16 protein-coding genes are annotated in these 21,394 nt (G+C 71.5%); 9 read left to right on the top strand and 7 right to left on the bottom strand.

Translation table 11 applies throughout. The features are described 5' to 3' along the window. Nucleotides 1-101 precede the first annotated feature (101 nt). From ISO16_RS22190 to ISO16_RS22175, 5 genes are all read right to left on the bottom strand, one after another. The gene (locus ISO16_RS22190) at nucleotides 102-1,082 is read right to left on the bottom strand and encodes an NAD(P)H-dependent flavin oxidoreductase (protein ID WP_072634379.1); all 981 of its coding nucleotides are present in this window, start codon (nucleotides 1,080-1,082) and stop codon (nucleotides 102-104) included. 68 nt (nucleotides 1,083-1,150) lie between these two features. Beyond that, a complete protein-coding gene (locus ISO16_RS28775) occupies nucleotides 1,151-1,435 on the bottom strand; it encodes an amidohydrolase family protein (RefSeq protein WP_072634378.1) in 285 nt (94 codons plus the stop codon). 78 nt (nucleotides 1,436-1,513) lie between these two features. Further along, a complete protein-coding gene (locus ISO16_RS28770; RefSeq protein ID WP_230304414.1) occupies nucleotides 1,514-1,684 on the bottom strand; it encodes a hypothetical protein in 171 nt (56 codons plus the stop codon). A 32-nt stretch (nucleotides 1,685-1,716) separates the two neighbouring features. Beyond that, the gene (locus ISO16_RS22180) at nucleotides 1,717-3,078 is read right to left on the bottom strand and encodes an MFS transporter (protein WP_065923004.1); all 1,362 of its coding nucleotides are present in this window, start codon (nucleotides 3,076-3,078) and stop codon (nucleotides 1,717-1,719) included. Nucleotides 3,079-3,264: 186 nt separating this feature from the next. Further along, entirely contained in the window at nucleotides 3,265-4,125 is an 861-nt protein-coding gene (locus tag ISO16_RS22175; protein WP_065923005.1) for a helix-turn-helix transcriptional regulator, read from the bottom strand. Between the two features lie 164 nt (nucleotides 4,126-4,289). On the opposite strand from ISO16_RS22175, the gene ISO16_RS22170 reads away from it, so the two are divergent. The 4 genes from ISO16_RS22170 to ISO16_RS22155 are packed head-to-tail and all read left to right on the top strand — an operon-like array spanning nucleotide 4,290 to nucleotide 7,750. Continuing rightward, nucleotides 4,290-5,912: an AMP-binding protein gene (locus ISO16_RS22170; protein ID WP_065923006.1), complete on the top strand. Its 1,623-nt coding sequence runs from the start codon at nucleotides 4,290-4,292 to the stop codon at nucleotides 5,910-5,912. 46 nt (nucleotides 5,913-5,958) lie between these two features. Next, the gene (locus ISO16_RS22165; RefSeq protein WP_065923007.1) at nucleotides 5,959-6,741 is read left to right on the top strand and encodes an enoyl-CoA hydratase/isomerase family protein; all 783 of its coding nucleotides are present in this window, start codon (nucleotides 5,959-5,961) and stop codon (nucleotides 6,739-6,741) included. Continuing rightward, a complete protein-coding gene (locus ISO16_RS29120) occupies nucleotides 6,735-7,319 on the top strand; it encodes an MBL fold metallo-hydrolase (RefSeq protein WP_083662396.1) in 585 nt (194 codons plus the stop codon). The genes ISO16_RS22165 and ISO16_RS29120 overlap by 7 nt, the downstream gene beginning before the upstream one ends. Beyond that, nucleotides 7,217-7,750 carry a hypothetical protein gene (locus tag ISO16_RS22155; RefSeq protein ID WP_139310944.1) on the top strand — a complete coding sequence of 178 codons (534 nt, stop codon included), beginning with the start codon at nucleotides 7,217-7,219 and terminating at the stop codon, nucleotides 7,748-7,750. Before ISO16_RS29120 ends, ISO16_RS22155 begins: the two co-directional genes overlap by 103 nt. 20 nt (nucleotides 7,751-7,770) lie before the next feature. On the opposite strand, the gene ISO16_RS22150 is transcribed toward ISO16_RS22155, so the two are convergent. After that, nucleotides 7,771-8,391 (bottom strand): LysE family translocator, encoded by a 621-nt coding sequence (locus ISO16_RS22150; RefSeq protein WP_072634375.1) that lies wholly within the window; start codon nucleotides 8,389-8,391, stop codon nucleotides 7,771-7,773. 134 nt (nucleotides 8,392-8,525) lie between these two features. On the opposite strand from ISO16_RS22150, the gene ISO16_RS22145 reads away from it, so the two are divergent. After that, nucleotides 8,526-8,978, top strand: coding sequence for an Lrp/AsnC family transcriptional regulator (locus tag ISO16_RS22145; protein WP_006931915.1), 453 nt, complete (start codon nucleotides 8,526-8,528; stop codon nucleotides 8,976-8,978). A gap of 159 nt (nucleotides 8,979-9,137) precedes the next feature. On the opposite strand, the gene ISO16_RS22140 is transcribed toward ISO16_RS22145, so the two are convergent. Further along, nucleotides 9,138-16,880 (bottom strand): non-ribosomal peptide synthetase, encoded by a 7,743-nt coding sequence (locus tag ISO16_RS22140; protein ID WP_072634374.1) that lies wholly within the window; start codon nucleotides 16,878-16,880, stop codon nucleotides 9,138-9,140. A gap of 175 nt (nucleotides 16,881-17,055) precedes the next feature. Here ISO16_RS22140 and ISO16_RS22135 point away from each other — a divergent pair, with 175 nt between their 5' ends. The 4 genes from ISO16_RS22135 to ISO16_RS22120 are packed head-to-tail and all read left to right on the top strand — an operon-like array spanning nucleotide 17,056 to nucleotide 21,377. After that, nucleotides 17,056-18,249: an isochorismate synthase gene (locus tag ISO16_RS22135; protein WP_230304413.1), complete on the top strand. Its 1,194-nt coding sequence runs from the start codon at nucleotides 17,056-17,058 to the stop codon at nucleotides 18,247-18,249. After that, nucleotides 18,246-19,016: a 2,3-dihydro-2,3-dihydroxybenzoate dehydrogenase gene (locus ISO16_RS22130; protein WP_029541311.1), complete on the top strand. Its 771-nt coding sequence runs from the start codon at nucleotides 18,246-18,248 to the stop codon at nucleotides 19,014-19,016. Before ISO16_RS22135 ends, ISO16_RS22130 begins: the two co-directional genes overlap by 4 nt. Before the next feature lie 20 nt (nucleotides 19,017-19,036). After that, nucleotides 19,037-20,686, top strand: coding sequence for a (2,3-dihydroxybenzoyl)adenylate synthase (locus ISO16_RS22125; RefSeq protein ID WP_072634373.1), 1,650 nt, complete (start codon nucleotides 19,037-19,039; stop codon nucleotides 20,684-20,686). Between the two features lie 37 nt (nucleotides 20,687-20,723). Next, nucleotides 20,724-21,377 (top strand): isochorismatase family protein, encoded by a 654-nt coding sequence (locus tag ISO16_RS22120; protein WP_072634372.1) that lies wholly within the window; start codon nucleotides 20,724-20,726, stop codon nucleotides 21,375-21,377. Nucleotides 21,378-21,394 lie beyond the last annotated feature (17 nt).

The following is a 21,394-nucleotide window of genomic DNA, read 5'->3' as shown; positions in this document are numbered from 1 at the left end:
GATGAGGGGGCCACGAAGGCGCACGGTCCGTAGCCGGTCCGTGCGCCTTCGTAGCAGTTTCGGAAAGGCGCGCTCGCCCTTCGGTCCATCGTGAAGGTGGTTCAGCCGGTGATCTGGCCGAGCAGTTCCTCAGCGATGATCTGCCGGGCTTCGGTGAGTATCGAGCCGAGCACTTCCTCACAGCTGGCGACCTCGTGGATCAGGCCTTGGGCCTGGCTGGCCCACCAGAGTCCGCCTTCGACGTCGCCGTTGCCGTACACCTGTTCGCGGCCACGGACACCGCTGGCCAGGTGGGCGACGTCGTCGAAGGTCGCACCCGTTCGGCGTGAGATGGTGGCGATTTCTTCGGAGACCGAGTTGCGTGCGACGCGGGCGGAGTTGCGGAACTCGCGGAAGACGATGACGGTGTCGCGTTCGGTGTTGTCGACGATCTGCTGTTTGACGTTGTCGTGGATGGGTGCCTCGGTGGTCGCCATGAAACGGGTGCCCATGTTCACCGCGGAGGCGCCGAGCGCGAGGGCGGCGACGAGACCGGCGCCGGTGGCGATTCCGCCGCTGGCGATGATCGGGATGGACAGTGCCCGGGCCGCGGCGGGGATCAGCACGAGCCCGGGGACGTCGTCCTCGCCGGGGTGCCCTGCGCACTCGAAGCCGTCGATGCTGATCGCGTCGACGCCGAGTTGTTCGGCTTTGAGGGCGTGCCTCACCGAGACCGCCTTGTGGATCACCTTCACACCGGCGGCCTTGAACGCAGGTAGGTGCGGTCGCGGGTTGCCGCCTGCGGTTTCGACGATGGTGATGCCGCTGTCGACGATGGCGTCCCGGTACTCGTCGTAGGGCACCGGCCGGATGGTCGGCAGGATCGTCAGGTTGACGCCGAACGGCTTGTCGGTGAGGTCGCGGCAGCGGGCGATCTCCTTGACCAGCGCCTCAGGGGTGGGTTGGGTCAGGGCGGTGAGGAACCCGAGTGCTCCGGCGTTGGCCACCGCGCTGATCAGGTCCGCGGTGCCGACGGCGGTCATGCCGCCGCACACGATGGGGTGCTCGATCCCGAAGGTCTCGGTGAAGATATTGGTGAACAAGTGCTTCCTCGGTGTGGGTTGACCGCCGATTGGCGGATGACCGGACTGCTCAGCGATGTCTGCTTCGGTCAGGACGGGAGATTGAATGCGCGAATCGCGTTCTCGCGCAGGAACGCCGTACGGGTCTTCTCGTCGAACTCGAGTTTGTCCAACCCGGACAGGCAGTCGGGTGCCGGCCAGGCGAGGTGGTTGGAACCGAAGAGCACCTTGTGCCGGCCGTGTCCGCGGAGGTAGTCGACGATCTCCGCCGGATAGCGGGAGGTCGTGTATGCGGAGGTGTCGATGTAGACGTTCGGGTACTTCGTGGCCAGTGAAATGGCTTCATGTGGCCACGGCACGCCGATGTGACCCACGATGACCCGGGTGACGTTCGACGATGTCGCCGACCTTGTCGTTGCTGATCAGCGGTCCCGCCGGGGCGTACCGGGCGCTCAACATGCCAGTTCGACGCCCGCTTCGTCCATGCGGTCGAGGGTCCACAACACCGGCGGTTCGGCCTCGGGGATGGTTCCCTTCGACCAGCGGCGCAGGGAGTCCAGGAAGAGCATGTCCAGCCATCGCTGGGTCGGGTGCTGCATCCAGGCATCGATCGTGTCTGTCATCGTTTTCCCTTTCTCGTGTCGGTGGTGTCGGATCAGGCGGTTTCGGGAACAGGGTGGGCCGCTCGGCTGTCCTCGTCGGTTCCGGTCTCTTCCATGTCGCGGTGCCGGGTTTCGGGCAGCATGAGTGCGCAGAACAGACTCAGGAGACCGAAGCCCGCGAGCATCCACCCGACGGCGGCGCTGCCGTACTGGGAGGTGAGGTGCGCGGCCAGCATGGGAGCGGTGCCGCCGCCGATGACCCCGGCGATGGCGTAGGCCATGCCGGCGCCCGTGTAGCGGTACTCGGTGTGGAACATCTCCGGCAGCAGTGCGCCCGCGGGCCCGTAGGAGACGCCCATGATGGCCAGGGTGAGGGCCAGGCCGGCGAGGAACGCGACCGGGGAGCCGGTGTCGAGGAGGGGGAAGAGCACCAGTCCTCCGGGGATGGCCACGAGACAGGAGGCGAGCACCATTTTGCGGCGGCCGATGCGGTCGGAGTGGATGGCGGACAGGATGATCGCGGCACAGAAGACGGCGGCGGCGAGGAGGCCGAGGGAGAGCACTGTGGTGCGGCTCAGGCCGAGGGTGGCAGTGGCGTACGAGGTGAGGTAGGCGGTGCCGATGTAGAAGAACGCGAACATCATCGCCAAGGATCCGGCGGCGAGGAGCAGCTCACGGGGCTGATTCTTGAAGACTCCGAGGAGGGGTCCGGCGCCGGCGCGGCGGGCCTGGGTGGATCGCCGGGCGAACATCGGTGTTTCCTCGACCGCGAGCCGGACGTAGAGGCCGATCAGCACGAGGAGGGCACTGGCGATGAAGGGGATTCGCCAGCCGTAGTCGAGGAACGCCTGCGAGGTCTCGCCGACGAAGAGGTTGACCGCCAGGAAGGTGCCGTTGGACAACGCGAAGGCCAGTGACGGTCCCAGCTGTGGGAATACCGCGTACAGGCCCCGTTTGTCGGTGGGGGCGTATTCGGTGGCCAGCAGGGTCGCCCCGGCCCATTCACCGCCGACGGCGAGGCCTTGCGTGATCCGCAGTGCGATCAGCGCGAGCGGTGCGGCTACGCCGATCGTGGCGGCGCCGGGGAGCAGTCCGATGAGCACGGTGCTGATACCCATCAGCAGCAGGGTGCTGACCAGCGTTTTCTTGCGGCCGATCCGGTCGCCGAAGTGGCCGAAGATCGCGGCTCCGAGGGGGCGGGCGACGAACGCGACGGCGAAGGTGGCGAAGGAGGCGACGGTGCCGGCGGCGGTACCGAGGGCGGGGAAGAAGACCTTCGGGAAGACCAGCGCTGCCGCGGTGCCATAGATGAAGAAGTCGTAGAACTCGATGGTGGTGCCGGTGCAGCTTGCAATGGCGACGCGACGCATCGGGGTGGTCGGTGGGCTCGTCACCGTGTCGACGGTTCGGGACATCGTGATCTCCTGCTCGGTGGGCCCGTCCGGCTGGCGGAGGGGCTGGGGTACGACGAGCAGTGTGAGCGCCGTTACACCGACCGCTACACCCCCCAAAGTGGGTTGTGTTGCCGGGTAGCTGCTTTCGTGGGTACGTCGTGGGCAGGGAATGTCCGCTGGAGGTGCGGGGCTGCGGGCGGAGAGGGGTCAGCGGATGAGGCCGCGCTCGCGGGCGGCGAGGATCGCCTGCACGCGGTTGCTCGCGTGCAGCTTGCGCATGGCGCTCTTGAGGTAGGACTTGACCGTGTTGGGCAACAGGCCGAGGGTCTCGGCGATCTCCCGGTTGCTCAGACCCCGCGCAACGTGTTCGAGCACGTCGATCTCGCGGGGCCGCAGCACAGTGGGTGGTTCCTGCGATGCAGCCGGCGTCAGCACGGGCGCGAACCGGTTCCCGACCGCCTCGATCCGGGCACGCAGGACGTCGTCCTCGATCTGCCCGGCCAGGTCCGCCAGTTCCTGAGCGATGTCGTGCAGGTCGGCGCGGCTGAGCGCCGGCCGGTCGGCCTGGATATCGGTCCGCATCAAGCTGAGACGCCGCCCTACCTCGTCCTCGACGGCGATGTCGCGCTCGAGTCGCCGGACGAGTGGGGTGAAGCTGTCGAACCAGCGGTCGCCCAGGCGCACGTGGGTACGGGCCGCCAGGTAGATGAGGATGCGAGGTATCCGGTCGACGATGATCGGTAAGGCGGCCAGGGTTTCGATCGCCTCCGGGCGCACGGCGTGGTCGTACACGTGGGTGATGCCCTGGGCCGAGAAGTAGTCGGCCACCGAGACCGGGCGGGCGAGCATCAGCGCCTTTCCGCCGAGTCCCTCACCGTTGCGGACCACCAGGTTCACCGCCGAGCGGGTGCGGACGCCGGTCAGGTCGGTGATCTCCATCGCCACGGCGCCGTGCTGCACCGGCCCGCCGAACACCATGTCCATTCCGGCGTGCTTGCGGAGAGTCTCCAGCGAGCGCGCGAGGATGCGCCGTTCGACCGGCGTACCTGATTCGAATGACGTGATCATGTGGGCCTCCAACTACGCATCTGCCATTGAAGCTAGTGAGTGCCGTCACACCGTGGCAACGTCGTACCCCCGAAGGTGGGTGCCGGGCCGCCGGACCTACCTTCGGGGGTCCCGCACCGGTCCTCTCCCAGGCCATATTCCTCCTCGAGAACGGAGGAACACACATGAACACCAGGTTGAGCCACACCGTCGGTCCGGCTGAGCAGCCACTGCTCGAGATGACGATCGGTGACAACTTCGACCGGACCGTCGCGAGGTTTCCCGACCGCGAGGCTCTGGTCGACGTCCCTACCGGGCGGCGGTGGACGTACGCCGACCTTCGGGCCGACGTCGACGCTCTGGCACGAGCGCTGCTCGAGGAGGGAATCACCCTCGGTGACCGGGTCGGGATCTGGGCCCCGAACTGCGCCGAATGGACGATCGTGCAGTTCGCCACGGCGAAGGTCGGCGCGATCCTCGTGACCGTCAACCCCGCCTATCGCGCCCACGAACTCGAGTACGTCCTCACCCAGTCGGGGATCCGGCTGATGTTCGCGGTCCCGTCGTTCAAGACTTCGGACTACGCGGCGATGATCGTGCAGGTCTCGCCCCGGTGCCGGAGTCTCGAGAAGGTGGTCCACCTGGGCGGCGAGGAGTGGGCGGCGCTGCTGCGCCGGGGCGCTCAGGCCTCGCCGGACCGGCTCGCCGAGGTGCAGGACGGGTTGACCCCCGACGATCCGATCAACATCCAGTACACCTCGGGGACCACCGGTTTTCCCAAGGGCGCGACCCTCTCCCACCGCAACATCCTCAACAACGGGTTCTTCGTCGGTGAACTCCTCGGCTATACCGAACAGGACCGGATCTGCGTGCCGGTGCCGTTCTACCACTGCTTCGGCATGGTCATGGGGAACCTCGGGGCCAGCACGCACGGCGCGTGTGTCGTCATCCCGGCCCCGGCGTTCGACCCGGTGGCGACGCTGCGCGCGTGTGCCGAGGAGCGATGCACGTCCCTGTACGGGGTGCCGACGATGTTCATCAGCCTGCTCGATGCCCCGGGCTTCGACTCCTACGACCTGTCCTCGATCCGCACCGGGGCGATGGCCGGTTCGCCGTGCCCGGTGGAAGTGATGAAGCAGGTCACCCAATGGGCCCCCGAGATGGCCATCGCCTACGGGATGACCGAGACGTCCCCCGCCTCCGCCCAGACCAGGGCGAACGACTCCCTGGACCGACGGGTCTCCACCGTCGGGCGGGCCCACCCGCACGTGGAACTCGAGATCGTCGACCCGGCAACCGGTGAGACCGTGCCCTCCGGGCAACCCGGGGAGCTGTGCGTCCGGGGCTACTCGGTGATGCTCGGCTACTGGAACCAGCCCGACAAGACCGCCGAGACGGTCGATGCCGACGGCTGGATCCACACCGGTGACCTGGCGGTGATGGACGAAGCGGGCTTCGTCGCCATCACCGGGCGGATCAAGGACATGGTGATCCGCGGCGGCGAGAACATCCACCCGCGGGAGATCGAAGAGTTCCTCTACACCCATCCGGACGTTCTCGACGCCCAGGTGATCGGGGTGCCCGACGCCAAGTACGGCGAGGAGCTGATGGTGTGGCTGCGGCTGCGTGACGGTGCCGCACCTTGGGACGCGGCGGCGCTCCGCGAATTCTGCAGAGGCCGGCTCGCGCACTACAAGATCCCCCGGTACGTGCACTGCGTCGACCAGTTCCCCATGACCGTGACCGGGAAGATCCGCAAGGTGGAAATGCGAGAACACGCCATCGACATGCTCGGGCTCGAAGCCTGAAACCCACACCACGAGACACACTCACATTCGATACGGAGGAACCGACATGAGCTGGACCATCGAACGCCGCGGACGCGTCGCCGTCGTGACGATGAACACCAATCCGGTCAACGCACAGAACCGCGCCTTCTTCGCCGACCTGCACGAGGCGTTCGATCGACTCGAACGCGACCACCCACAGTCCCCGGTCGTGCTGACCGGCACCGGCACCCGGTTCTCGGCCGGACTCGATCTCGCCGAGCACTTTCCGCTCTTCGCCGGGGACGAGGCAGAGGTCGCGTCGTGGTTCCAGGACTACCGGGCGACGAACATGCGGTTGTTCACCTATCCACGGCCGACGGTGGCCGCGGTGAACGGGCACGCATTCGCCGGGGGCCTGATCACCGCCGCCGTGTGTGACCGCCGGGTCGCCGTCCCCGACGGGGCCCGGTTCGGGATCAACGAGGTGCCGATCGGCATCCCGATGCCCGCGGTATATCTGCGGATGCTGGCCTACGCCTGGGGTGAACCGGTGGCCTCGCGAACCTGTTTGCAGGGCGAGATCTTCACCTCGGCCGAGGCGCACGCCATGGGCATCGTGCACGAGCTGGTACCGGCGGAGGAACTGCTCGGCCGCGCCGTCGCCATCGCCGAACTGACCCCCGAAGACTGCATCGAGAACTACGCCTACACCAAGCGCGCCCTGCAGGCCCCCGCCCTGCGCGACATCGCGGACCTGTGCGACCCGCTCGACCGCAAGGAGCTGGCCGCCGGCATGACGAGCGAGCCGTCCCGGCGCGCCCACCGTCGGTACTGGGAACAGCTCAAGGGCCGCCCCGCGGGATGGTGACCAGGGTGGACGGCGGCGCGGACGAGCAGTTGCCCGCCTGGGTGATCTGGCGGCAGCGGCCGTTTCCCGATACCAACCTGCTTCTGCTCGACGGGCGGGAAGCGGCGCTCGTCGACAGCGGTTTCGTCGGCCATGCGCAGCAGACAGCCGAATGGGTGCACGCGCACAGCGACAATCGCACCCGGGTCGTGAACACGCACTGGCACGCCGACCACGTCGGCGGCAACGCGCTACCGCAGGCGAGGGGTGCCGGTATTGCGGCCGGCGCCCCCGGACGCCGACGCCGTCGCCCGACGCGACCCGGGCTGCTGTCTCGCCGAATACCTCGACCAGCCGGTCGCCCCGTACACCGTCGACGAACCGCTCGACGACGGGCAGGTGCTCCGGCTCGGCGACACCGACTGGGAGGTGGTCCGCACCCCGGGCCACACACCCGGCCACCTGGCGCTGTGGCAGCCCCGAGGAGCGACTACTGGTGGTCGGAGACGCGCTGTCCGACTACGACGTCGGCTGGGTCGACAGTGCCCTCGACGGCCCTGACGCGGCCCGCACGGCCCTGCAATCGCTGCACCGGTTGACCGACCTTCGGCCACGGGTGCTGCTGCCCGCGCACGGACCGATTCCCGCCGACACCGACGGAGCACTGGCCAGTGCACGGCGTCGCGGCCAGCGTCACGTCGACGACCCGGACGGCGCGGTGAGGTACGGCGCACGTCGAATCTTCGCCTTCGCGTTGATGATTCGAGGCGGCATTCCCGCCGACGAGGTCGAGCCCTACCTGCATGCACGCGCCTGGCTGACCGACGCCGCACGGTTGTTGTGCCTCACACCCGAGGCGCTCGCCGCCGAACTGGTCGAGACGATGATCCGCGGCGGCGCCGTCGTCGCGCGGAACAATCGACTACATGCCGCCGCCGAACACATCCCGGTCACGCCGGGAACGCTGCAGGTGCCGTTTCCCCGGAAATGGTCGGCGTTGCGCGCACGCGCCGTTCCGGACCGCACGTGAACGCGTGCTGTCGCCGAGTCCTATCCGACCACCCGCTGGATCAGCAGTACCGCACCGATTCCGATCATCGCGGCACCGGAAATCCAGGTCACCACCCGCGCCGCGGCGGGGCGGGTGCGCAGCACAACCCGCGCCCCCGTCCCCACCCCCGTGTAGACCACCGCGCAGCTGACCGTGTGCACCACACCCAGCAGCACGATCTGCACCGCGAGGGGCCACCGCGCGTCCGTGTCGGTAAACTGTGGCAGCAGCGCCAGGAACAGCAGAAGCACCTTCGGATTCAGCCCGCTGGTCCCCATACCCTTGACCGCCTGCCGCACCCACGATTCCGGTGCCTGCTCCGCCCCGGTCTGCGGCAGAGCCGAGGGCTTGACGAGCATCGCGATCCCCAGCCACACCAGGTACGCCGCCCCGACCGCCGTCAACGCGGTCAGCACCAACGGCGAACGGGCCACCAGCGCCGCGACGCCGGTCGCCACCACCGCGGTCATTGCCAGATGCCCCGACAACATCCCACCGACCGCGGGCACCACGGTGCGGTGCCGCAGACCCGCCGCGATCGCGTACGCCCAATCCGCCCCCGGCGTCAGCACGAACAGAAACGACACCGCCCAGAACGCAGCAACGGTACCGACCGCCATGACCTCACTCATCCTTCACACTCTCGGACCGCCAGGACGCCTGGCGGTTCCCGATAGAGAGATTAGGGAGATCGACCTGGAATTCGTTCCCATAGTTTTCACAAGAACCGCGTAATTGGGGGAAAATCTTCCACATGGACAACGTCGACAAAAAGATCCTTGCCGAGCTCCAACAAGACGGGCGGCTCACCGTCACCGAACTCGCAGATCGGGTCCAACTCAGCATCTCGCCCTGCCACCGCCGCCTACGCGCGCTGGAGAGCTCCGGCGCGATCACCGGCTACCGCGCCCAGCTCGACGCCGGCGCCCTGGGCCTGACGTTCGAGGCGCTCGTCTTCGTCACCATGCGCACCGTCGACCGCGATACCCTCGAGGCATTCGAACCGGCCGTCGCCGCCATACCCCATGTCCTGCAAGCGCAACGACTGTTCGGCGACCCCGATTACCTCCTGCGGGTCATCACCCGCGACCTGCCCGCCTTCCAGAAGCTCTACGACGAATCCCTCGCCACCCTCCCCGGCGTCGGGCGCCTCAGCTCCACTCTCGTCATGAAAAGCGTGGTAGACAACCGTCCCCTGCCCCTGTAGGACCCCGACCACTGCTCCGTGGCCTACGCGGTCCGGAGCGTACTGACGCCCCAGGAGGGACGGTGTCCTGTCCGTCCCGATCGAAGAACACGTCGTTACTCCGCTGTCGACGGTCCGCATCGATGATGCGGCGCACCTCCGGGCCCAGCGCAGAGGCACTCACCCGAATTCCAGGGCAAAATCGTCGATTTCGGACTGGTCGAGGTCGCTCAGCGTCAGATCGGAGGGAGTGAAGCCACCGGCGTCGTCGCGCGCGGCGTGGTCGGCGAGCGCACACAGCGCCGCGACCCAGCCGTGCGCCAACTCGGCGACGACGGACGCCGGCACGACCCCGGTGGCGTAACCCCACGTCGCGCGGAGCACCGGTCCGGCCGGCGTCTCCTCGGTGACGGCGCCGACCTCGATCGCGTGGCTCACCGGCATCGCCTCGTCGGTGGTGCCGCCGAGCACGCCGGCCTCCGGAGCGGCCGTCCACGGTCCGCCGTCCCCCTCGCCGAGGGTCAGCCGGCCGAGATAGTTGAACCCGATCTCCGGTGCCGGTGCGGCCCCGAGTTCGGTCCCGGACTCGGGATCGAGATGGCGGAGCATGCCGAACCCGATTCCGTTGTCCGGGATCTCCCGCAACTGCTCCTTGACGAGCTTGAGCGCCACCCCGGCGCAGTCGCCGCCGGCGAACGCCTCGGCGAGATCCACCCCGGAGACGTCGAGGCGGACCGGATACAGGCTGGTGAACCAGCCGACGGTGCGGGACAGGTCGGCGCCGGGCACCACCTGCTCCTCGCGTCCGTGCCCCTCCCGGTCCACCGGGACCGCCCCACCGCCGCACACCCGGCCCACCGTCAGCGCCAGCGCGGTGAGCAGCACGTCGTCGACGCCGGCGCGGAAGCGCTCCGGCACCGTCGTCAGCAGCGCCTCGGTCACCGACGCCGGGACCTGCACCTGCACCCTCGAGACCGTCGCCATCGTGTCGCGCGCGGGATCCACCCGCCGCCCCGCGATCCGCACGCACCCGGCCGGTTCGAGGGCGCGGCGCCACAACCCCAGTTCGCCGCGCCGCGCCGGAACCTGGTCGAGCAGCCCCCGCGCCCACGTCCGCAGCGGCGTTCCCCCGCCGGCCGGTTCGGTGCCCTCGCACGCGACGGCCAGGTCCGGGACCAGGATCCGCCACGAGACCCCGTCGATCACCAGATGATGCACCACCATCAGGATCCGGCCCGGACGGCCCGGGCCGGCGTCGAAGAAGACCACCCGCATCATGTCACCGGTCTCGGGATCCAGCGCTGCACCGGCGACGTCGGCCTCCTCGGACAGCACCGACGAGCGGGACCGCTCGTCGAGTCCCCGGACGTCCACCCGCGTGACGAGCGTGGCCGGATCGACGACATCCGCGGCACGGACGTCGAATGTCCTTGCCGCCGGATCGAACACGGCGCGCAGGGCGTCGTGCACCGCGAGCACCCGGCCCACCGCCCCGACCAGGGTGCCGAGGTCGAGCCCGACGGGCGCGTGCAGGAGGCGGGACTGGGCGAATCCCCGGTAGGGGCCGCCGCGGTCGAGGAGGTCGTGCACGATCGGGGTCGCCGGGACGAGACCCAGGGCGGCGGTGCGTTCCGTCTCGTCCGGTGCCGTGTCCACCTGCACGATACGGGCCAGGCCCGCCGGGGTGCGGTGCTCGAAGACGTCGCGGGCGGCGAAGCGCAGTCCCGCCGCCCGGGCTCTCGACACGAGCTGGATCGAGACGATGGAATCACCACCGAGGGAGAAGAAGTCGTCGTCGGGTCCGATCGTGTCCAGGCGCAGCACCTCCGCCACCACCGCGCACAGGCGCCGCTCGAGGTCGTTTGCCGGGGCCCGGGACGCCCCGGCGGGCGCGAAGACCGGGGCGGGCAGCGCCCGCCGGTCGACCTTACCGTTGGGGGTGACCGGGAACTCGTCGAGCACCACGATCGCGGCCGGCACCATGTGCTCGGGCAGACTACGGGACACGTGCTGCCGCAACACTTCCGGATCTGCTCCGGCGCCGGTGACGTACCCGACGAGCCGGCGGCGGCCCGGCTCGTCCTCCCGGGCCACGACCACGCAGCCCGCGACCGCCGGGTGCGCCGACAACGCGGCCTCGCTCTCGCCGAGCTCGATGCGGAACCCGCGGATCTTGACCTGATCGTCGCTGCGGCCGAGGTACTCGAGCACCGGACGGTCGCCGCCCGCGTCGATCCACCGCACCCGATCTCCGGTGCGGTAGAGCCGGGCGCCCGCAGCGCCGAACGGATCGGCCACGTAGCGGGCCGCACTCGGCCCGGGGCGGTTCAGGTAGCCGCGGGTGACGCCGGGCCCGCCGACGTACAACTCCCCGGCCACGCCCGCCGGGACGAGGCGCAGACGGTCGTCGACCACGTACACCCGGGCGCCGTCGATCGGCGCCCCGATGTGCGGGCGCGCCCCGCGGATCTCGGCGACCGTGGCGTCGACCGTGCATTCGGTGGGGCCGTACATGTTCAGCGCCCGTACCCCGTCGAACGCGCCGAGCGCCGACCACAGGTCCGCGGACACGGCGTCGCCGCCGACGGCGAGCAGGCTGGGACGGTGCGGCGCCGCGGGCTCGCACAGGCCGGCGGCGAGCAGTTCGGTCATGAGCAGCGGTACGCAGTCGACGGCGTCGATGCGGTGGGTGCGCACGTAGGCGACGGTGGCGGCGGCGTCGGCGAGCAGGTCGGCGTCCGGCAGGTACAGCGTGTGCCCGGCGAGCATGGACAGCAGCGGGTCGATCGAGGAGTCGAACGACAGCGCGTAGGTCAGCAGCACCCGCAGCGGCCGGTCCTCCGCGCGGCCGACGGTCCGGCGCCGCTGGGTCGCGACCAGGTTCACGACGCCGCGGTGCGGCACCACGACGCCCTTGGGGAGCCCGGTCGAGCCGGAGGTGTAGACGACGTAGGCGGCCCCGTCGCCGGAGACTGCGCCGAGATGCTCGCCCGGCTCGAGCGGGGTGTCCGGGAGCGTGGGGTCCACCGCGGCGAGCGCGGCCTCGTCGAGGACGAGGACGGGCCTCGAGTCGGCGAGCATGTGTTCGATGCGCTCGGCCGGGTACCCGGGATCGATCGGGACGTAGGCGCCGCCGGCCTGCCACACCGCGAGGGCCGCGACGATCGCGTCGGTGCCGCGCGGCAGCATCAGCCCGACCACCGTCTCGGGTCCCACGCCGCGGCGGATCAGGTGCCGCGCGAGCCGACTAGTACGGGCGTGCAGTTCCTCGAAGGTGAGCGTCCCGGTGGCGGTGACCAGCGCGGTCGCGGTCGGGGTGCGCCGCGCCTGGCGGGTGAACAGCTCACCCAGGGTGTCCACGCCGACGTCTTCGACGTCGTCCATACATACGTATGGGCTGCCGGAGCAGAGAAGGTCGCGCTCGTTGTCGGCGAGCAGGTCGAGCGCGGACAGCCGGGTCCGCGGATCCCTCGCGAGCGCCGCGAAGGCGCGCACCACGCGGGCGGCGAGCGCATCGGCGGTGGCCGCGTCGAACAGGTCCCGCGCGTACTCCACCCGCACCCGCAGGCCGACGCCCGCGTCCTCGACCACGTCGAAGGTCAGGTCGAACAGGGCGGCGCCGGTGTCGACGGTGGACACCCGCGACTCCAGGCCGGCGAAGGCGTCGACGACCGGCGGGGTGCGGTGCTGCACGAGCACCTGGAACAGCGGGTGCCGGCCGGCGCTGCGGGAGGGGTTCAGGGCCTCGACGAGCCGGTCGAACGGCAGGTCCTGGTTCGCGTAGGCGTCGAGGTCGGTGCTGCGGATCCGGGCGAGCAGTTCGGCGAGCGTGGGATCGCCGGACAGGTCCGTCCGCAGAACCACCATGTTGACGAAGAACCCGACGAGGTCGTCCAGTTCGGCGGCGGGGCGGCCCGCGGTGGGCGAGCCGATCGGGATGTCCTCCCCCGCGCCGCTGCGCGCGAGGGCGACGGCGACCGCGGTGTGCACGAGCATGAACATCGTGGCGCCCGCACCGCGCGCGACGGCCCGCAGCGCATCGGCGACGTGCGGCGGGACCGTCCGTTCGACCGTGCCGCCCGCGAACGTGGCCGTCGCGCCGCGGGGCCGGTCGGTGGGCAGGTCGAGTTCCTCCGGCATCCCGTCGAGCCGGGCGCGCCAGTAGTCGAGCTGGCGGGCGGCGAGTCCGTCGCCGTCGCCGAGGATCTCGCGGTGCCACACCGCGAAGTCGGCGTACTGCACCGGCAGCGGCGCCGGCGTCCAGGACCTCCCGGCGGCCGCGGCGGCGTAGGCCGCGCCGAGCTCGCGCAGCAGGATCGGGGCGGACAACTCGTCGGCGGCGACGTGGTGCACGAGCACCAGCAGCACGGCCTCCGCGGATTCGCCCTCGAAAAGCATCACCCTGATCGGGATCTCGCGTTCGAGGTCGAACACGTGCCGCGCCGCGGCCGCCACCGCCGCGTCCAGGTCGGCCCCCGCGACGGTGCGGGCGGTGAACGGCACGCTGGGTGCGGCGAGCACGCGCTGCATGCCGACGCCGTCGTGGTCCTCGAGCACGGTGCGCAGGACCTCGTGCCGGTCCAGCACCGCGCGCACCGCATCGTGCAGCGCCGCCGGATCGGGGACGCCGCGCAGGCGCAGCGTCAGCGGGACGTTGTAGGTCGGGCTCGGGCCCTCGAGCCGGAACTGGAACCACAGCCGCTGCTGCCCCGCCGACAGCGGTGCACGGTCGCCGCGTTCGACCGGACGCAGCGGGATCCGCAGGGCCGCGGCATCGTCGGGGCACTGCGCGGCGAGCCCCTCGACGGTCGGGTGGTCGAAGACGGTGCGGATCGGCAGTTCCACGCCGAGCGCGTCGCGGACCTTCGCGATCAGCTTGGCCGCCGCGAGGGAGTGACCGCCGAGGAGGAAGAAGTCGTCGTCGACGCCGACGGTGTCGAGGCCCAGGACGTCCGCGAACACCGCGCACAGCACGCGTTCGCGTTCGGTGGCGGCCGCGCGGCCGCCGACGAGGGCCCCGAAGTCCGGTTCCGGCAGCGACGTGCGGTCCACCTTCCCGTTGGAGGTGAGCGGCAGCGCGTCGAGGAACACGAACGCCGACGGCACCATGTGCGCCGGCAGCCGCCGCGCCACGAGCTCGCGGGCCGTCGCGGGGTCACCGTCGCCGCCCACCAGGTAGGCGACGAGCCGCGCGGTGCCGGTCGCGTCGGGACGCGCCACGGCGACGGCCCGCGCGACGCCGGGCAGCTCCTGCAGCGCCGCCTCGACCTCGCCGAGTTCGACGCGGAAGCCGCGGATCTTGACCTGGTCGTCCCGGCGGCCGCGGTAGACGAGGTGGCCGGCCGCGGTCCACCGCACCACGTCGCCGGTGCGGTACATGCGGCTTTCGCTGTCGCCGAACGGGTTCGCCACGAACCGCGCCGCGGTCGCGCCGGGCGCGCCGAGGTAGCCGCGCACCACGCCGGGGCCGGCGACGTACAGTTCGCCGTCCACGCCCTCCGGGACCGGGTTCAGCGCGGCGTCGAGCACGTAGGCGCGCAGGTTCGCCACCGGCCGGCCGATCACGGGTTCCGCCGCGTCCCCCACCTCGGCGACGAGGACGTCGACGGTGCCCTCCGTGGGGCCGTAGAAGTTGAACGCGGCGCGGTCGCGCTCACGCAGACGCCGCCACAGAGCGTCGGTGACGGCGTCGCCGCCGAAGCCGAGCGTCGGCACGGTACCGGCGGGCAGCAGGTCGGCCTCGACGATCTGCTCGAGTTGCGCGGGCGACAGTTCGACGAAGTGCCAGCCCTCGCTGCCGGCGAGTTCGGCGAGCCGGTGCGGGTCCCGCTGGGTGGCCTCGTCGACGATGCGCAGTTCGTGTCCGTCGAGCAGCCACAGGTGCGGGCCCCACGAGGCGTCGAACGCGAACGACCAGGCGTGCCCGACCCGCAGGCGGTCGCGGCCGGCCTCGGCGCGGGCACGGGAGAAGACGCGCTCGCGGTGGCTGTGGAACAGGTTGACGGCGCCGCGGTGCGGGACCTCCACGCCCTTGGGCCGGCCGGTCGAACCGGAGGTGTGGATGACGTAGGCGACATCGAGCTCGTGCAGCAGGCGGCCGCGTTCGGCGCGGGTCAGCGGCTCGGCGTCGTAGCCGGACAGGTCCAGCCCGTCGAGGTTCACCGGATCGGGAAGGCCTGCGGTGCAGGAGATCTCGGCGATACGTGCGGCGCCGTCGCCGCCGGTGAGCACGACACCGGGTGCGGTCTCGGCGAGCACGTGGGCGAGCCGCTCGGCGGGATGGTCGGGGTCCAGCGGAACGCACGTGGCGCCGGCCTCGAGGACGGCGAACAGCGCAACCAGCGTGTCGGCGCGGCGCGGCAGCGCGACGGCGACGCGCCGCTGTGGGCCGAGCCCGCGGCTCAGGAGGTGACGGGCGAGGCGGCGCGAGCGCGCGGCCAGTTCGCCGAAGGTCAGGGCGGTGGCGGCATCGCGCACCGCGGGTGCGTCCGGGTCACGGGCCACCTGCGCGGCCAGCAGGTCCGGCAGCGTGCGGTCCGTCGGCACCGGCAGGTCGTCGCCGCTGCGCTCGACGAGGAGGCGGCGGCGCTCGCCGGCGCCGAGGATCTGCAGCCGGGCCAGCGGCCGGTGCGGATCGGCGAGCGCGGCGACCTGGGTGAGGAGCAGTTCGAGGCGGCGGGCGTGCCGCGCGAGGTCGTCGGCGGTGTAGGCGTCGGCATCCGCGTCCACCCAGACCTCGAGGCCGCCGGTGTGGTCGAGCGGCCGCACGGTCACCATGAAGTCCTGCAGCGGGCCCCGGGCCACGGAGTGCACCGCGGCGTGCAGGTCCGCGAAGCGCAGCCGGTCGCCGAACGGTTTGACGTTGACGGACGGCCCGACGACGCCCCGGGAGCCCGCGGGCAGGCGCAGGTCGTTCTGGATGTCCTCCCCGCGGTAGCGGTGGTGCGGGCGGCAGTCCGCCACGGCGGCACGCACCTCGGCGACGAGATCGGCGAGGGTGCGGGCGGGGTCGGGACGCAGGCGCAGCGGCACGACGTTGACCGCGGACATCGGCACGGTCGTCGCGGCGCTGCCGAGCCGGTTCATCACCGGGAATCCCACGATCACGTCGCCGCGTCCCGTCGCGGCGCGCAGGAACGCGGCGACGGCGGCGGTGACGACGTCGCCCCAGCTCGCGCCGGTGGCCTTGCCGATCCGCGAGAGCCCTTGCTGCTGTTCGGCGGTCAGGGTCAGGCGCACGCCGCGGCAGCGGACGGCGATGCCGCCGGGACCGTCGGCGAGGGTCACGGCGTCCTCGGCGCCGTCGAGGTAGCCGGCCCAGAAGTCCCGGTCGGCGGCGAAGTCCGCGGACGCACGGTAGGCGGCTTCCTCGGCGACGACGGGGGCGAGTGGGGCGAACCTGGCCGGTGGGACCGGCAGCCCGAGCACGTCGGCGGTGTAGCGCTCGGCGATGCGCCGGGTGAGCAGGCCGAATCCGTAGGCATCGATCACCAGGTGGTGGATGCACAGGTAGAGGACGGCGTGCCGGTCGCCGAGGCGGAGCACGGCGGCGCGCAGGCACGGCTCGCGGGCGGGATCCAGCACGCGCGTGTGGTCGCCGGCCATCCAGCGCCGGGCGGCCGCCTCCGGGTCGGGCTCGCGGCGCAGATCGACGACGGCGGGCTCCGGCGCCTCGTGCGCGCCGGGACGGATGAGGACCGATCCGTCGGCCTCCACGGCGAAGGCCGCGGTGAGCACCTCGGCTTCGGCGACGGCCTCCCGGACCGCCCGCGTCACCGCGGCGACGTCGACGTCGCCGCGGAGTTCGACGCATTCCGCGGTGTTGAAGACGGGGTTCGCGGGGTCGAGCTGCTGGGCGAACCATACGCCGGACTGGGCCCGCGTCAGCGGAAATGCCGAGGTCGACGGGCCGGACGTGGGCACGATCGATCCCCTTTCTACGGTCGAATTCGACTGTGCCGTATCGCATCACGAGAGGTGAAGCCGGTCCGGCGCGAAACGTGACGATACCAAAGGTTAGGCTAACCGTATATGTTCTGCTGGGTCGGGTGCACGGCACCGCGACCGTCCCTGTCACCACTACGAGAGGTCTGCGCACATGCAAGCACCGGCCGTCGCCGCGCCCGGCACCGCCGCCCCGCGGCAGATCGGCACCGCCGCCCCGCGGCAGATCGGCACCGCCGCCCCGCGGCAGATCGGGTCCGCCGCCCCGTTCGTGCTGTCGCGTCCGCACGGCACCGTCGTGGCGGAGGGCGTCGACGCCCGGTTCGACTCGGCCGGCGAGGCCGCGGCAGCGCTGCGCGCCGGCTCGGTGGCCGCCGTCGTCGGCGCGCTGCCGTTCGCACCAGACCACCACGCCGCCCTCACCGCGCCCGTCGCGCTGCGGCACCAGCCGGACCCCGTCGGGGACGTCACCGTCGCGCTGCCGCCGGTGCGGATCGCCGCGACGCTGCCCACCGAGGACGAACATCTCGACCGGGTGGCCACGGCGCTGCGGCAACTGCGCGACCCGGCCGACGACCTGGCGAAGGTGGTGCTGGCCCGCGCGCTGCTCCTGCGGGCGGACGCACCCGTCGACCCGGCGTCGCTGCTCGCCCGCCTGGCCGGAAACGACCCCTCCGGCAACGGATTCGTCGTCGACCTCACCGCCGCCGGGGGACCGTGGACCGGCCGGCACCTCGTCGGGGCCAGTCCCGAGGTGCTCGTCCGGCGCCGCGGCGACCTCGTCACGTGTCATCCGCTCGCCGGTTCGGCGCCCCGGCACCCGGACCCCGAGGTCGACCGGCGCACCGGCCGGCGCCTCGCCGCGTCGGAGAAGAACCTCGCCGAGCACGCCCACGTCGTCGACGCCCTGCGCGCGAGCCTCGAACCGCTGTGCACCGACCTCGACATCCCCGGTTCGCCGACCCTGACGAGCACCCGGCAGCTCTGGCACCTGGGCACCCCGATCTCGGGCCGGTTGCGGGACCGGTCGGTCACCGCCCTCGACCTCGCCCTCGCCGTGCATCCGACCCCCGCGATCTGCGGCACGCCGACCGCCCCCGCCCGGGCGCTGATCCAGGAACTGGAGGGTGACCGCGGCTTCTACGCCGGCGCCGTCGGCTGGGCCGACCGGGACGGCGACGGCGAATGGATGGTGACGATCCGCGGCGCCGTCCTCGACGCCGACGGCACCACGCTCACGACCCACGCGGGCGGCGGCATCGTCGCCGGGTCGGATCCGCTCGACGAACTCGCGGAGACCACAACGAAGTTCGGCACGGTGCTCGAGGCGCTGGGGGTGCGGCGGTGAGCCGGTCCGTCACCCTCGTCGTCGGCGCCGCCCAGGGCATCGGCCGCGCCACCGCCCTGACCCTCGCGAAGGCCGGGCACCGCGTCGTCCTCGCCGACCGGGATGTCGACGGCCTCGCCGAGACCGCCGCGCTGCTCGACGTGGCCGCCCCCGTGCACGGTCTCGACGTGTGCGACGCGGCCGGCGTCGCCGAGGCGGTCGCACGAGTGGAGGCCGAGCACGGGCCGGTCGACGCACTGGCCCACGTCGCGGGCGTCTTCACCACCGGGTCGGTGCTCGACTCCGATCCCGCCGAGTGGCAGCGGATGTTCGACGTCAACGTCACCGGCCTGATCAACGTGCTGCGCGTCGTCGGTCGCGGGATGCGCGAGCGTCGCCGCGGGGCGATCGTCACGGTCGGCTCCAATTCGGCGGGTGTGCCCCGCGCCGGGATGGGTGCATACGGCGCGTCGAAGTCCGCCGCCCACATGATCGTTCGTGTGCTCGGCCTCGAGCTGGCCCGGTTCGGGGTCCGCGCCAACGTCGTCGCCCCGGGCTCCACGGACACGGCGATGCAACGGTCCCTGTGGCCGGATCCGGCCGACGACGCGGGCGCCCGCACCGCGATCGACGGCGACGCCGCCTCGTTCAAGGTGGGAATTCCATTGGGCCGCATCGCCGACCCTGCCGACATCGCCGACGCCGTCGAGTTCCTGCTCTCCGACCGTGCCCGCCACATCACCATGCAGACCCTGTACGTCGACGGCGGCGCCACGCTGCGCGCCTGAACCGGATCGAAAGGAACTCCGTGACGATCGCCGCCACCCGGACTCCCCTGGCTGCCACCGCCGGCTACCCCCAGGAGTTCGCGGAACTCTACCGCGCCGCGGGCTACTGGACGGACGAGACGTTCGTCCGGTTCCTGTCCGTGCGGGCCGACCACCACGGCGAGCGCGTCGCCGTGGTCGGCCGTGACGCCCGCGGCACCGAACGCCGCCTCACCTACCGCGAACTCACCGGCGCCGCGGACCGGATCGCCACCGGGCTCGCGGCCGCGGGCGTCCGGCCGGGCGACCGGGTGCTGGTGCAGCTGCCCAACATCGTCGAGTACACCGAGGTGGTCTTCGCGGTGTTCCGGCTCGGTGCGCTGCCGGTGTTCGCGCTGCCCGCGCACCGCAGCGCCGAGATCGGGTACTTCTGCCGGTTCACCGACGCCGCCGCGTACATGATCGCCGGCGAGCACGGCGGATTCGACTACCGCGGCCTGGCCCGGCAGGTGTGCGCGGACCTCGACCGTCCGCCGGTCGTGGTCGTCGCCGGCGACGCCCAGGAGTTCACCCCGCTCGACGCGCTGCGCGAGCACGAGCCGGGCGAATTCGCCGATGTCGAAGCGGAATCCGTCGCCTTCCTGCAGCTCTCGGGCGGCACCACCGGAACCCCGAAGCTGATCCCGCGCACCCACACCGACTACCTGTACTCGGTGCGCGAGTCGGCCCGGATCTGCGGCGTCGACGCCGGCACCCGGATGCTGGTGGTACTGCCGGCGGCGCACAACTTCCCGATGAGCTCACCGGGGATCCTCGGGGTCCTGCACGCGGGCGGCACGATCGTGCTGGCGCCGGACCCGAGCCCCGACACCGCCTTCGCGCTGATCGAGCGCGAGCGGGTCACCATGGCGTCGCTCGTGCCCCCGCTCGCACTGGCGTGGCTGTCGGCGCGGCCCCGTATCGACCGGGACCTGTCGTCGCTGCAGGTCCTGCAGGTGGGGGGCGCGAAGTTCGGCGCCGAGGCGGCCGCGCGCGTGACGCCCGAACTCGGCTGCACCCTGCAGCAGGTGTTCGGGATGGCCGAGGGCCTGGTCAACTACACCCGGCTCGACGACCCCGAGGCCACCATCGTCGGCACCCAGGGCCGGCCCATCAGCCCGCACGACGAGATCCGGGTGGTCGACGACGCCGACCGTCCCGTCGCCCCGGGCGCGACGGGCCACCTGCTCACCCGCGGTCCCTACACGATCCGCGGCTACTACGACGCGCCCGGGCACAACGCGTCGGCGTTCACCCCCGACGGGTTCTACCGCACCGGAGATCTCGTGCGGCTGACCGAGGACGGCTACGTCGTCGTCGAGGGCCGCGCGAAGGACCAGATCAACCGGGGCGGCGAGAAGATCGCCGCCGAGGAGGTGGAGAACCACCTGCTCGCCCACCCCGGGGTCCTGGACGCCGCTGTGGTGGCCGTGCCCGACGCCTACCTCGGGGAGCGCACGTGTGTGTTCGTCGTCGCCGACGGCGAGGCCCCGAAGGCCCCGGCGCTGAGGACCTTCCTGCGCGAGCGGGGACTGGCCGCGTACAAGATCCCCGACAAGGTGGTCTTCGTCGACACCTTCCCCCGCACCGGTGTCGGCAAGACCAGCCGCGCCGGACTGCGTCGCGCGCTCGCCGCCACCCTGCAGCACTGATCCCGACTCCGCTCGACCACAGAAAGCGAATCCTGCGATGGCCCTGCCGAAGTCCGTGTCCTATCCCCTGCCGACCGACCTGCCCGCCAACACCGTCGACTGGACCATCGACCCGCGGCGGGCGGTACTGCTCGTGCACGACATGCAGGAGTACTTCGTGCGGGTCTTCGACCGCGCAACGGATCCGCTGGCGACGGTGGTCCCGAACATCGACGCGATCCGGCGGTCGGCGTACGAGGCGGGCATTCCCGTCGTCTACACCGCCCAGCCCGGCGACCAGGATCCGGCCGAGCGGGCGCTGCTCACCGATTTCTGGGGTCCCGGCCTGGCCGACGATCCGGCCCTGACGTCCGTCGTCGCCGACCTCGCGCCGCGCGAGGGCGACGTGCAGCTCACCAAGTGGCGCTACAGCGCGTTCATCCGCACCGACCTGCGGGAGCGGATGCGCGCGTGGGGCCGGGACCAGCTCGTCGTCACCGGCGTCTACGCCCACATCGGGTGCCTGAGCACCGCGCTGGACGGATTCATGCAGGACGTGCAGGTCTTCGTCGTCGCGGACGGCGTCGCGGACTTCTCCCGGCGCGAGCACACCGAGGCGCTGCACTACCTCGCGGCGCGGTGCGCCGCCGTGGTGCCGGCGGCGGACGCGGTGCGGCGCCTGCGCACCGGCGTCCTCTCGGTGTCCGGCTGATCCGCGGGGGGCGCCGC

It is taken from the genome of Rhodococcus sp. M8 (genome assembly GCF_015654185.1).
GTDB classification, from domain to species: Bacteria; Actinomycetota; Actinomycetes; order Mycobacteriales; family Mycobacteriaceae; genus Rhodococcus; species Rhodococcus aetherivorans.
The sequence above is the reverse complement of the archived record's forward strand: the minus strand, read 5'-3'. Positions and strand labels throughout refer to the sequence as shown.

Coding starts and splice junctions, on each gene's coding strand:
- ISO16_RS28770 (WP_230304414.1), bottom strand. CDS start 1,684: ATGACAGACACGATCGATGCCTGGATGCAGCACCCGACCCAGCGATGG.
- ISO16_RS22180 (WP_065923004.1), bottom strand. CDS start 3,078: ATGTCCCGAACCGTCGACACGGTGACGAGCCCACCGACCACCCCGATG.
- ISO16_RS22175 (WP_065923005.1), bottom strand. CDS start 4,125: ATGATCACGTCATTCGAATCAGGTACGCCGGTCGAACGGCGCATCCTC.
- ISO16_RS22170 (WP_065923006.1), top strand. CDS start 4,290: ATGAACACCAGGTTGAGCCACACCGTCGGTCCGGCTGAGCAGCCACTG.
- ISO16_RS22165 (WP_065923007.1), top strand. CDS start 5,959: ATGAGCTGGACCATCGAACGCCGCGGACGCGTCGCCGTCGTGACGATG.
- ISO16_RS29120 (WP_083662396.1), top strand. CDS start 6,735: ATGGTGACCAGGGTGGACGGCGGCGCGGACGAGCAGTTGCCCGCCTGG.
- ISO16_RS22150 (WP_072634375.1), bottom strand. CDS start 8,391: ATGGCGGTCGGTACCGTTGCTGCGTTCTGGGCGGTGTCGTTTCTGTTC.
- ISO16_RS22145 (WP_006931915.1), top strand. CDS start 8,526: ATGGACAACGTCGACAAAAAGATCCTTGCCGAGCTCCAACAAGACGGG.
- ISO16_RS22135 (WP_230304413.1), top strand. CDS start 17,056: ATGCAAGCACCGGCCGTCGCCGCGCCCGGCACCGCCGCCCCGCGGCAG.
- ISO16_RS22120 (WP_072634372.1), top strand. CDS start 20,724: ATGGCCCTGCCGAAGTCCGTGTCCTATCCCCTGCCGACCGACCTGCCC.